Origin of the sequence: Mesonia sp. HuA40 (assembly GCF_008017835.1) — a bacterium.
In the GTDB taxonomy this organism is placed as follows: Bacteria; Bacteroidota; Bacteroidia; order Flavobacteriales; family Flavobacteriaceae; genus Mesonia.
In genome coordinates, this window is record NZ_VRLT01000026.1 from 141,559 (window position 1) to 153,110 (window position 11,552).

The 11,552-nt window shown below is 35.8% G+C and carries 11 protein-coding genes; 5 read left to right on the forward strand and 6 right to left on the reverse strand.

All coding sequences use genetic code 11. From position 1 onward, the window contains the following. Genes FT993_RS04885 through FT993_RS04895 form a run of 3 tightly spaced genes read right to left on the reverse strand, consistent with a single transcriptional unit; the run spans nucleotide 1 to nucleotide 3,315 of the window. Nucleotides 1-750, reverse strand: coding sequence for a Na(+)-translocating NADH-quinone reductase subunit C (locus FT993_RS04885; RefSeq protein WP_147861421.1), 750 nt, complete (start codon nucleotides 748-750; stop codon nucleotides 1-3). Between the two features lie 2 nt (nucleotides 751-752). Beyond that, entirely contained in the window at nucleotides 753-1,958 is a 1,206-nt protein-coding gene (locus tag FT993_RS04890) for an NADH:ubiquinone reductase (Na(+)-transporting) subunit B (RefSeq protein WP_147861422.1), read from the reverse strand. A gap of 4 nt (nucleotides 1,959-1,962) precedes the next feature. After that, nucleotides 1,963-3,315 (reverse strand): Na(+)-translocating NADH-quinone reductase subunit A, encoded by a 1,353-nt coding sequence (locus tag FT993_RS04895; protein ID WP_147861423.1) that lies wholly within the window; start codon nucleotides 3,313-3,315, stop codon nucleotides 1,963-1,965. Nucleotides 3,316-3,492: 177 nt separating this feature from the next. On the opposite strand from FT993_RS04895, the gene FT993_RS04900 reads away from it, so the two are divergent. From FT993_RS04900 to pruA, 3 genes are all read left to right on the forward strand, one after another. Next, nucleotides 3,493-4,740 (forward strand): DUF5103 domain-containing protein, encoded by a 1,248-nt coding sequence (locus FT993_RS04900; RefSeq protein ID WP_147861424.1) that lies wholly within the window; start codon nucleotides 3,493-3,495, stop codon nucleotides 4,738-4,740. Nucleotides 4,741-4,902: 162 nt separating this feature from the next. Continuing rightward, a complete protein-coding gene (apaG, locus tag FT993_RS04905) occupies nucleotides 4,903-5,289 on the forward strand; it encodes a Co2+/Mg2+ efflux protein ApaG (protein WP_147861425.1) in 387 nt (128 codons plus the stop codon). A 137-nt stretch (nucleotides 5,290-5,426) separates the two neighbouring features. Continuing rightward, nucleotides 5,427-7,055 carry an L-glutamate gamma-semialdehyde dehydrogenase gene (gene pruA / locus FT993_RS04910; RefSeq protein WP_147861426.1) on the forward strand — a complete coding sequence of 543 codons (1,629 nt, stop codon included), beginning with the start codon at nucleotides 5,427-5,429 and terminating at the stop codon, nucleotides 7,053-7,055. Between the two features lie 65 nt (nucleotides 7,056-7,120). Here pruA and rsmG read toward each other — a convergent pair whose 3' ends face one another. After that, entirely contained in the window at nucleotides 7,121-7,753 is a 633-nt protein-coding gene (rsmG, locus tag FT993_RS04915; RefSeq protein WP_147861427.1) for a 16S rRNA (guanine(527)-N(7))-methyltransferase RsmG, read from the reverse strand. 55 nt (nucleotides 7,754-7,808) lie between these two features. Further along, nucleotides 7,809-8,543 (reverse strand): TrkA C-terminal domain-containing protein, encoded by a 735-nt coding sequence (locus FT993_RS04920; RefSeq protein ID WP_147861428.1) that lies wholly within the window; start codon nucleotides 8,541-8,543, stop codon nucleotides 7,809-7,811. Between the two features lie 146 nt (nucleotides 8,544-8,689). Here FT993_RS04920 and FT993_RS04925 point away from each other — a divergent pair, with 146 nt between their 5' ends. Together FT993_RS04925 and FT993_RS04930 are read left to right on the forward strand one after the other, a co-directional pair. After that, the gene (locus FT993_RS04925; protein ID WP_147861429.1) at nucleotides 8,690-9,793 is read left to right on the forward strand and encodes an acyl-CoA desaturase; all 1,104 of its coding nucleotides are present in this window, start codon (nucleotides 8,690-8,692) and stop codon (nucleotides 9,791-9,793) included. Between the two features lie 10 nt (nucleotides 9,794-9,803). Further along, nucleotides 9,804-10,991 carry a pyridoxal phosphate-dependent aminotransferase gene (locus tag FT993_RS04930; RefSeq protein ID WP_147861430.1) on the forward strand — a complete coding sequence of 396 codons (1,188 nt, stop codon included), beginning with the start codon at nucleotides 9,804-9,806 and terminating at the stop codon, nucleotides 10,989-10,991. Between the two features lie 294 nt (nucleotides 10,992-11,285). Here the strand turns inward: FT993_RS04930 and FT993_RS04935 are convergent, their stop codons facing one another. Beyond that, nucleotides 11,286-11,534: a hypothetical protein gene (locus tag FT993_RS04935; protein WP_147861431.1), complete on the reverse strand. Its 249-nt coding sequence runs from the start codon at nucleotides 11,532-11,534 to the stop codon at nucleotides 11,286-11,288. Nucleotides 11,535-11,552: the final 18 nt, after the last annotated feature.

The following is an 11,552-nucleotide window of genomic DNA, read 5'->3' on the forward strand; positions in this document are numbered from 1 at the left end:
TTAGTTGTTTAAAGTTTTAAAATAAGGCACATAAAGTTTGATATCTTTTCTTAGCATTGCGCTTACACCATCTCCTGTGATGGTTGCACCCGCCAAGGCATCTACCTCATTATCTGATTTATCTTGATTTTTAGGGTCGTTGTTACCTTTGGCAACTTCTATACCTTTGAAGGCTCCTCCGTGTAAGAACTTCTCACCCGTAAAATCATCCATAAAGTAGCGTTGTTTAATCTCGGCCCCTAAACCAGGTGTTTCTCCTTTATGGTCAAAATAAACACCTTTTACGGTCATGCTTTTATCAACAGCTACATATCCCCAAATGGCATCCCAAAGTCCTTTACCTCTAACTGGCATAACATAAAGCTCTTCGCCCTCTAAATTGGCAACAAACAAGGGAAGTCTTCTTTGGTAATCAGCCTTTTTTGCCTTATTTTCCTCTTTACTGATGTCAATTAAATAAGCTTGATCATCTTCGGTTACTTGATCTCCTTGAATTACCAATTGCTTAGTAATATATTTTTCAAATTCTTCTTCAACTTGATCGGTACCAATAAAAACAACATCATTAGCACCTTCGTTGTTGTTCACACCCAAAGCATAAAGTATGTTTTGTTGTTTTTCATATCGTTCATTTGCTTTAATCATTGGTTTTAAACCATTGGCAAAACCAGCTAGCAAACTTCCTACTATAACTACCATCACAATTGCAAAAATGATGGTATAACTATTTTTATCTGTATTAATAGCCATTATTATGCTGTTTTAACTTTTAGACGTTTTTTGCGTTTATTGATATTTCCTTGAATCACGTAGTGATCTATGGTAGGAGCAAATACGTTCATCAATAAAATAGCCAAGAACACTCCTTCTGGATAAGCTGGATTAAATACACGGATAAGAATCGAAATGAAACCGATTAAAAATCCGTAAATCCATTTTCCTTTATTGGTTTGTGCTGCACTTACTGGGTCGGTTGCCATATAAACAGCCCCAAATAAGATACTACCTATAATAAGGTGTTGCCAGAAAGGCACACTCATTAATCCATAGAACTTAGAACCTTCTTGAATCCATCCGGCATCAACTACGCCATTAAAAATAAGTCCCATAACAAGGGCTCCGATAAGCGTACTTAAGATTATTCTCCAACTTCCTACTTTGGTAAAAATTAAAAATAAAGCTCCTATAACAATTAAAAGTTTAGAAGTTTCTCCTACCGAACCAGGAATAAAACCAAAGAACATATCTTGTAAAGAGTACATCACATCACTATTTTGTGCATAGCTACCCAAGATAGTTTCTCCCGAAATTGCGTCTGGAGTACCTGCCCGTTCAACCGCTTCGTGAACCCACACTTTATCTCCACTCATCCAAGTAGGATAAGCAAAGAATAAAAAGGCTCTAATGGTTAAAGCAGGGTTAAGAATATTCATCCCTGTTCCTCCAAAAACCTCTTTTCCTATTACTACACCAAAGGCAACTGCTACAGCTAGCATCCATAATGGTATATCAATAGGTACAATTAGTGGCACTAGCATTCCTGTTACCAAATACCCTTCTTCTACCTCATGACCTTTTATTACTGCGAATAAAAACTCTATAGCTAAACCTACTCCATAAGATACAATCACCAATGGAAGAACGGTTACTAGCCCTAATAAAAAGTTATCCATATTCCAAAAAGCAGTACTAAAGAAAGACATATCCTCTGGCATGCCGTTAATAGCTGCATAATGCTGGAATCCTGCATTAAACATACCAAAAATCAAACAAGGAACTAAGGCTAAAATAACCGTATTCATTGTTCTTTTTAAATCATCGGCTGCTTTAATATGGGTACCTCCCTTTGTAATCATATTGGGTAAGTACAAAAATGTATGAAGTGCATTAAAGGCAGGCGCCATTTTTTTGCCTTCATATTTCATTTTAAGCTTATGTAAGTTTTCTTTCAATCCCATAACCTTATCCTATTTCTTTATACATTAAATCTAAACCTTCTCTTATAATTTGCTGATGTGGTTGTTTAGACACGCAAATAAACTCTGTTAATGCGAAATCTTCTGGCGCCACTTCATACATACCCAAGGCTTCCATTTGGTCTAAGTCTTTAACCATACAAGCTTTTAAGGTTTGTAACGGGTAAATATCTAAAGGAAAAACTTCCTCGTAATTACCTGTAAGTACAAAAGCTCTATGCTCACCGTTGGTATTGGTTGTTAGTTCATATTTTTTCTTTGGGTTTAACCAAGAAAAAGTAAGCGCTCTTGAAGTTGATATCTTATCAAAAACCGGTTTGTTCCAACCAAAGAACTCATAATCATCGCCTTCAGGAATAACCGTTACAACTGAATTGGCAAAACCTAAATGCCCACCTTGTTTTTCAGCTTGATCGCCGGTTAACACATCTCCATTTATAACGCGAACATTCTTTTCTTTTAAACCAATTTCTTGAATTACAGGATCTAACTCTGCCCCAATTTTTGTTTTAAAATACTTAGGACGCTCTAAACTCGAACCTACAAAGGCAACTATTCGTTCTGGATTGTATTTCCCTGTCAAAAGCATCTCACCCATAATCGCTAAATGTTGTGGTGCTATCGTCCACACTGTTTCTCCTTTATTTACAGGAGATAACTTATTGATTTGAGTCCCTACATTTCCAGCAGGATGCGGCCCACTCACTTGATGTAATTCAATATCTTTCATTGCGGTAAACAAACCACTCGTTGAATTTACACCGACATGAACTTTTCCTGAAGTTAATTTTGACAAAGCTGTTAATGCAGCTTGCACCTCTTTTTCTTTACCTTGAAGTACAAAGTCAACATCGGCCGCTAATGGAGCGGTAGAAAATCCTGAAATAAAAATATCTCTTGGAGTAGTTCCTTGATTGGCGATCACATCATAAGGACGCTGCATTATAAATGGCCAACAACCACCCTGCAACCAAGCTTTCTTAATTTCCTCTGGTTTTGCTGAAGAAATATTCACCGTACTATATACGGTCTCTTCTTGTTGCGCATCTGCCTCTATGAATATTCTTAAAATAACGCGTTTTGCTCCACGCTCTATTTTGGTAAGTGTACCGCTAACGGGTGAAAGAACTTTTAAGTCCTCATTACCTTTAGCATAAAAAATGGGATCACCCTTTTTAAGTCTCCCACCTTCTTTTACAATCATTTTAGGAACCACCAAATGAAAATCCGATGGTTTAATAACATAGGTCTTAGATTCGCGGGCAGAAACCAACTCTTTAGAGGCCTCTCCTACCAAACGCAAATCCAATCCCTTTTTAACCTTAATGCCTTTTGACATAATCCTAAATTATAAGTTAATATTTGCGATTGCAAATTTAGCAATTTAATTATCTTCTTGACCGTATGATTGCGAGTATATTATATTATTTATAATTATTCTAAATTACAAATATTCAGACCAATACTTTTAAAGCTTGGCAGACCATTTGCTTATATTTACCTTTATTTTAATGGTATGAAAATCCTAAACACCTTATTCCTACTTTTTTGTTTCCAAATTTTTAGCGCGCAAGTAGCAGAAACAGCACCCCCAGAATACATAAGAAGCATTGAGTTTAAAGGCCAAGACGAGTTTGGAGGAACCCCAATTGTAGAACTAGGATCAACTATACAGCTAAGCTTTGATGACCTTATAGGAGATAATGCCGATTATTTTTACAAGTTAGAACATTTTAATTTTGACTGGACGCCATCTGAGCTAGCTAAAACAGAAATTTTAAACGGTTTTGATGACACCCGTATTTTAAATTTTGAAGATTCATTTAACACCCTGCAAATTTATACCCATTATAATCTTCAAATACCCAACAACATCACGAAAGGGCTCAAAGTAAGTGGCAATTATCTACTAAGTATTTTAAACAGTCAAAGAGAGGTTGTTTTCTCCAGAAAATTTATGGTTTACGAAAATATAGCCTTGGTAAAAGCAGAGGTAAAACGTACGCGCAATTTAAAATACATTAATGAAAAACAAGTCTTAAACTTTACTATTAATGGTCAGGATGATATTTTGATACAAAATCCTGCGGCCAACCTTAAAACTTTAATCATTCCCAACAACAATACAAAAAGAGCCATCTACAACCTTAAACCTCAATACACTTTAGGCAATGAATTGATTTACCGCTACGATGACGAAAGCGCTTTTTGGGGAGGAAATGAATTTCTTTTTTTTGAAAACAAAGACATTCGCGCTTCTACAATGAATATTCAACGTACGGCACTTATCGATATTTACAACACCTACCTATTTGGCGATAAGGTTAGAAAATACGATCCGTATACTTACAATCCAGATATAAATGGCCACTTCAAGATCAACACCATTCAAGGAAATAACCCAGACATAGAAGCAGAATACACTTGGGTGCATTTTAAGCTATTTAATTACGAACCACTTAATGGAGGAGAAATTCACCTTTACGGAAATTTTAACAACTACCAATTAGACAATTCTACTCGTTTAACTTACGACAAAAAACAAGATGCCTACACGCTCAAGTATTTGATGAAACAAGGTTTTTACAATTATAAATATGTACTCAAAAACAAAGATGGCAGCATTGATCTTGGGTATTTTAGCGGAAACTTTGATGAAACCGAAAACCAGTACACCATTCTAGTTTATTACCGCCCCATAGGTGGGCGTTATGACAGAATTATAGGCGTGGGCTCGGCTAACAGCCGCAACATCAGCAATTAATCGAACTCTCACCTAATATTATTATAAAAAATTCTTATTTCAAACACAACAAAAATGCTGAGAGGTCAATAAAATATTAAAATTTTACATAAGCTATTTTTTCCTATAATTTTTGGCTATATTTATCAAATTAATTTTGACATTATCAAGATGTAATTTACAATGATTCAGCAAATAACAAAAGGTATAAAAATATCAGTTAAAACTAGTTTTGAAGGTGTATTCCTTAAAAACCACAAGGTTAACTTTGCTTTTGTTTATCAAATAACCATTGAAAACCAGAGCAACGACTCGGTGCAACTCAACTCCAGATTCTGGAAAATTAAAGATGCCCTTAGTCCAGATGAAATTGTAAAAGGCGAAGGGGTTATTGGTAAAAAACCTGTTTTAAAGCCTGGTGAATCTCACACTTATAGTAGTGGGTGCCTACTCACCTCTCCCTTTGGCTCAATGAGCGGATTTTACAACATGATCAATTTTACATCTACCAAAAAATTTAAGGTACATATACCCACCTTTAAGCTTAGTGCACCTTTCGCTTTAAATTAAACACTAACAACTTCATTATCTTTATTTTAAAATAATTTAGGCGATTGAAAATCGGTTGACTTTTTCTATTCTTTCCTACATTAATTTTGTTACCTTTAGGCCTTTAAAATATTCAAGAATTAAAAATTAAAAATACTATGGGAAAAGGATTTTTTCACGTTCCTCCAGCGGTAAATGAGCCCGTAAAATCATACGCGCCAGGAACCCCAGAAAGAGAAGAAGCATTGGCAACTTACAAAGAGATGTTCAACCAAAAAATGGATATCCCATTATATATAGGTAACCAACAAATTAAAACGGGAAAAACAAGAAATATGCACCCCCCGCATGATCACAAACATGATTTAGGTGTTTTTCATATGGCTGAAAAAAGTCATATTGAAACTGCAATTGAAGAAGCATTAAAAGCTCGTGAAAAGTGGGCTAAATTACCTTGGGAACAACGAGCTGCGGTATTTCTTAAAGCGGCCGATTTAATCGCTGGCCCCTACAGGCAAAGACTTAACGCCGCCACAATGATTGGGCAGTCAAAGAACATTTATCAAGCCGAAATTGACTCTGCTTGTGAAATTATAGACTTCTTACGTTTTAACGTAGAGTATATGACTCAAATCTATGATGAGCAACCAGAATCTGATGAAAAGGCATGGAACCGTGTAGAATATAGACCATTAGAAGGATTTGTTTATGCAATTACTCCATTCAATTTTACAGCTATTGCAGGTAACTTACCTTCTTCTGCCGCTTTAATGGGTAATGTAGTAGTTTGGAAACCCTCATCTACACAAATGTTCTCTGCTCAAGTACTTATGGAAGTGTTTCAAGAAGCTGGAGTCCCTGATGGTGTAATCAATATGGTAATGGGTGACCCAGCCATGATCACCGATACTGTACTTAAGAGTCCAGATTTCGCTGGAGTACATTTCACAGGAAGTACTGGTGTTTTCCAAAACATTTGGGCTGAAATTGGTAAAAACATAAATAATTATAAAACTTACCCACGTATTGTAGGTGAAACAGGAGGAAAAGATTTTATTGTAGCACACCCTTCGGCCAACCCAAAAGAAGTATCAACAGCTATCTCAAGAGGTGCATTTGAGTTTCAAGGCCAAAAATGTAGTGCAGCCTCGCGTTGCTACATCCCCAACTCTATATGGAATGAAGTAAAATCTTATGTTGAAGAAGATTTAAAATCATTCAAAATGGGATCTCCAGAAGACATGAGTAATTTTATTACCGCTGTTATAGACGAAAAATCATTTGATAAACTAGCCAGCTATATCGATCAAGCCAAGCAAGATAAAGATGCCGAAGTTATTATGGGAGGTGGTTATGACAAATCTAAAGGGTATTTCATTGAACCAACGGTAATACTTACCACAAATCCAAAGTACACGACCATGGAAACTGAGTTATTTGGCCCAGTAGTAACCATCTATGTGTATGAAGATGAAAAATACGAAGAAACCCTACATTTGGTAAACGAAACAAGTATTTACGCACTTACCGGAGCCATTTTGTCTAAAGATAGATATGCCGCTAGTCTTGCTACAGATATTTTACAGAATGCTGCTGGAAACTTCTATATTAACGACAAACCAACTGGAGCCGTAGTGGGCAGACAGCCATTTGGTGGTGCTCGAGCTAGTGGAACCAATGATAAAGCAGGATCTAAGCTTAACTTATTGCGTTGGGTTTCACCACGTCTTATCAAGGAAACCTTTGTTCCACCAACAGATTACAGATATCCATTCTTAGGAGAATAAAAGGGTATAATCCAACCAAAAAAAATCCGCTTACAAGCGGATTTTTTTTTATGAATTAGTTTTATCTACAAAGCTTTATATTTCATTGGCAAATGCACTACGCTTTTCGTCTCAAAAAAATCTTCTTCAAAGTAATCTTTTAAATCATAAATCTTTGCCGTTTCATATACCGCAAGTTCCTCAGAAAGATCACCACCTTTAAGATAAAGAATTCCGTTTTTCAACTCATGTTGCTGGCGTTTGGCAATTTTACCTTTTACCCAACGCACAAAAGTATCCATTTGAGCTACCGCCCTACTCACAATAAAATCATACTGCTCATTTACTTCTTCTACTCGGCAATTGCTGCTGCGTACATTTTCTAGACCAAGGCCTTCTACCACTTCATTAACCACCTTTATTTTTTTACCTATACTATCTACCAAATGAAAGCTTGTTTCAGGAAAAAGTATTGCTAAAGGAACCCCAGGAAAACCACCTCCTGTACCAACATCCATAATTTTAGCACCTGGCTTAAAACCTTGAATTTTAGCAATACCCAAAGAATGTAAAACGTGTCTTAGATATATCTCGTCTATATCTTTTCTTGAAACCACATTAATTTTTTGATTCCAATCTTGGTATAATTCGTTTAGTTGAGTAAACTTATCTATTTGATCCTGACTTAAATCAGGAAAATAATGCTTGATTAATTCCACGTTACAATTTTATGCAAATATAATAAGAATCGTATAAGCCATCCGTAAAGTAAAATTAATTATTTGCTTCTTTGCGCATTTGCTCTTGATGTTCTAACTCTCCCACTAAATTACGCTTACGCTGATTTAAATTAAGAAACACTTCCTCCTTTCCGTACATGGTTAATAAATCACCTGTTTTTACGAGAGAACTTCCGTTAGGAGATCCTAAATATTGACCGTCTTTACGTTTAATACCCAAAACAATAATACCCTCTTTACGCAGAGCCAATTGGTTAAGCGATTTATTAGTCAACCAAGAGTCTTCATCTACCCGTAATTCCGTAATTCGATAATCCTCGGCTAAATGTAATATAGATGCATAATCTTTCACTTCAATGCTAGTGTACTTTTTTAAGGCCTTACCAATAACCTTAGAAAGGTATTTATCAACCCAAGGACTTTGAACCGCCCACCAAATTATCGCCATACCCACTATAATTATGAATAAACCCCACAGCAGGTTACTGGTGCTATTAGGTAAAACAAAGGTTAATATTAATGTAGACATTGTGGTCACAATACCCGCATTCCCTATTAACATTAGGCTATGAATGATTTTTCTACGCACTGGGAAATTCATGATTTTTTCGGTTTCAGAAGTAGTAAAACCCGTACCTGTATAAGCAGAACGTGCTTGAAAACGCGCAACTTCTGTAGATAAGCCAGTATGCGCCAAAGCAATTGCTGCAACACGCGTAATTAAGGCAGATAAACTAACAATGACAAACAATGATATAGCAGGAATCATAAAACAATTTATTTAAGTGAAAATTGATATTTACCTGCTAAAATACTTATTTTTATCAACCTTGACATTTCTCATAAAATTGCCCTATAACAAAGAACGATTTTACGCATAGAAATGTTTAAATTTGAAACTTATATTATTTTTAAATGAAAAACAACACTGTAAAATTTTCTCGCATTGACACCAATAAGTTTTTTAGGACGTTAAATAAGCGAGTAAACACCTATTTCAAAGAAAACAACATTAATAAAACGGGTAACTGGAAACTCCACCTTAAGACTATAATCATGTTTAGCCTGTTTTTAAGTCCTTACTTTATAATGTTAACCTTAGACATCTCCCAATGGTGGATGCTTTTGCTCACAATAATTATGGGCATAGGAATGGCAGGCGTAGGTATGAATGTGATGCACGATGCTAACCATGGTTCTTACTCTTCCAAAAAATGGATTAATAAAATTATGGGGAGTAGTATGTATATTTTAGCTGGCAACGTATACAACTGGCAGGTACAGCACAATGTATTGCACCACACCTACACCAATGTGCACGGCCACGACGAAGATTTAGAAGCCGGTCGCATTATCAGATTTAGCAAACACAGTAAATGGCATAGATTTCATAAGTTTCAACATTATTATTCAGTTTTTCTTTACGGATTGCTAACCTTTAACTGGGTATTAACAACAGACTTCAAACAAACACATCGCTATTTAAAGAAAAAATTAAGTTATGGAAAAATGCCTAATCCTATATGGCAATGGAGCACCTTAGCTATAACCAAAGCCTTATATATTGCCATTTGGATTGTTATACCTATGTTGGTTTTGAGTATTGCTTGGTGGAAAATTCTTTTAGGCTTTTTTATCATGCACTATACCGCTGGACTAATTTTAAGTATTGTTTTTCAACTAGCACACGTAGTAGAAAATACAGAAATGCCTTTGCCCGATGAAAAAGGAAACTTAAAAAATACTTGGGCGATTCATCAATTATTTACCACTGTAAATTTTGCTACTAAAAATAGAATCATAAACTGGTTTACTGGCGGCTTAAATCACCAAATTGAGCACCACATATTTCCACATATCAGCCATATTCATTACGATAAAATTGCTAAAATTGTAAAGCAGACAGCGCAAGAGTGCGAGTTGCCTTACCACGAATATAAAACAACACGAGCAGCTATAGTTGCTCACTTTAAACATTTAAAAGAAATGGGGGCCAAACCAAAAATAGCCCTAACTTAATCCTATTGCTATGAATAAGCTATCAGACAGAATCAACCGGTTAGAGACAAGTGCAACCTTAGCCATGGCGGCCAAAGGACGTGAGCTTAGAGCGGAAGGTAAAAATATAATCAGCCTTAGCTTAGGCGAACCCGACTTTAATACACCAGAATTTATTAAAGATGCTGCTATTGCAGCCATCAATGATAATTATAATAAATATACCCCAGTTGATGGTTACGATGATTTAAAACAAGCGATTATCAACAAGTTCAAACGCGATAACAACCTCAACTATGACAAATCGCAGATTGTTGTATCTACAGGGGCAAAACAATCTTTAGCCAATGTAGCCATGGTTTGTATCAACCCAGGAGATGAAGTTATTTTACCCTGCCCGTATTGGGTGAGCTACAAGGATATTGTGAAAATTGCCGAAGGAGTGCCTGTAGAAGTACCAACTACTATCGAAACAGATTTCAAAATGACTCCACAACAGCTTGAAAAAGCCATTACACCCAAAACCAAAATGTTGTGGTTTAGTTCTCCTTGCAATCCTAGCGGTATGTTGTACAGTAAAGAAGAATTAAGAGCCCTAGCCGATGTGCTTCAAAAACATCCAGATATTATTATAGTGAGCGATGAAATTTACGAACACATTAATTTTACAGCCAATAGGCACGCCTCTATGGCCGCTTTTGACGATATGTATGAACGCACGGTAACCGTTAATGGGGTTTCCAAAGCTTTTGCGATGACCGGTTGGCGAATTGGCTATATCGGAGCTCCCTCCTATATAGCGCGAGCTTGTAACAAGATTCAAGGACAGTTTACTAGCGGAGCCAATTGTATTGCCCAACGCGCAACTATTGCCGCACTAGAAGCTCCTGTGAGCAAAATTTCTTTTATGATTGATACGTTTAAAGAACGTAGAAAACTTATTTTAGATTTATTAAGCGATGTTCCCGGTTTTAAATGCAACGCGCCACAAGGTGCTTTTTATGTTTTTCCCGATGTCTCGGAATTGTATGGAAAAAGCTTCCGCGGAAAAACAATCAACAATGCCACCGATTTAAGCATGTACCTTTTAGAAGAAGCCGAAGTTGCTACCGTAACGGGTGAAGCTTTTGGAGATGCTAACTGTATACGTCTTTCTTATGCCGCCAGCGAAAAAGAAATTACACAGGCTATACAACAAATTAAGGCTGCTTTAAGTTAATTATACTTAAAATTCAACATATAAAATGCTTCTCTTATTGGGAAGCATTTTATTTTTTAAGGATTATATAATTTTTATTGAATGACTAAAATTTAGGTTTCTATATTTTCTACATTACATTTTAATGCGACAGCATACTTACCTGAAGGCTATGTAGAAACATTTATATTTATTGAGTTTGCAATTACATCTAAAATTTAATTATTACCTATTACGGTTTGGGTAGAGATAATACTCATATAACCCGAACTGGCTACAGCTACTTGAAAATTAAACCTTATTTGATCGCTTGGGTTAAAACTTATACTTTCTAAATTGGTATGGGCTTTTTGAACTTACATTAGCATAATATTTGTAGCCGTCAACTGTTGCTAAAATCTCCAATTTATAGGTTTGTGCTATAGCATTTTTGAGTTTAGGTTGCTCTCTAGAATGCAATAAATTCTCATTTTCGTCGTACCAATTACAGATGGCATATTCATTAATTGTGTTTGCCTGTAATATAGAAGAATAAGTGATCGATTGGTGGCAAAGTTGTTTCACAATATTTGATTCTAATTG